Source organism: Psychromarinibacter halotolerans, assembly GCF_029168315.1.
GTDB lineage: Bacteria > Pseudomonadota > Alphaproteobacteria > Rhodobacterales > Rhodobacteraceae > Psychromarinibacter > Psychromarinibacter halotolerans.
Genome location: NZ_JARGYD010000037.1, coordinates 1 through 902 on the forward strand (window position 1 = coordinate 1; position 902 = coordinate 902).

Sequence of the window (902 nt, forward strand, 5' to 3'; positions counted from 1 at the left end):
TTCAACGGCACCGACAGCTTCGTCTACGAGGTCAGCGACGGCCTTGGCGGCACCGACACGACGACGGTGACGCTGACGGTCGAGCCGGCGGCGGACGATCCGGTGGCGCTGGACGATGCGGCGACGACAGCGCGCGACGTGCCGGTGGTGATCGACGTGCTGGCGAACGACAGCGATGCGGATGGCGACGCGCTCAGCGTCACCGGCATCGGCACGCCCGCGTCGAACGGCACGGCGGTGGTGAACCCGGACGGGACGATCACCTACACGCCCGACGCGGGCTTCTTCGGGACGGACACGTTCACCTATGACGTGGACGACGGCACCGGTGCGACCAGCCAGGCCACCGTGACGGTGACCGTGACGGGTCTGCCAGTCCCGGTCTATTCGGCCACGGGGCCCGCCACGTTCAACGGCGGCGCGGGTGACGTGCAGGAGATCCCGCACGACGCGATCTACGAACTGTCCGAGGGCACCATCGCGTTCTCGTTCATCGCGGCGGACACCAACGGGTCGCAGGGCCTGTTCGTCAAGGATGCGTCCGGCTACGTCGGCGGCGGCAACCATTTTGCGCTGTACCTCGAGGGCACGACGCTGCGGGCGCGGTTCCAGGACGGGACGTCGGAAAGCTTCGTGAACGTGCCGGGCATCTCGGCGGGGCAGGAATACGAGATCGCGATCACCTTCGGCCCGGGCGGGGCGTCGGTGTGGGTCGATGGCGCGCTGATGGGGACCACGCCTCTGGCGATGGACTGGACGCAGAACGTCGAGGTGATCCAGTGGGGCGGCCGCGGCTGGGCCAGCGCGAGCGGTCAGGCCGGGTTCGACGCGCCGTTCGAGGGGGTGATCTCGGACCGTCAGATCTATGACGCCGAGCTGTCGCCGGAAGAGATCGCGACGCT

At 69.0% G+C, this 902-nt stretch carries 1 protein-coding gene; it reads left to right on the forward strand.

Annotation, left to right across the window (positions count from 1 at the left end; translation table 11 throughout):
- On the forward strand, positions 1 to 902 hold a 902-nt coding region (locus P1K30_RS23805), incomplete at both ends, for an Ig-like domain-containing protein (RefSeq protein WP_275635229.1).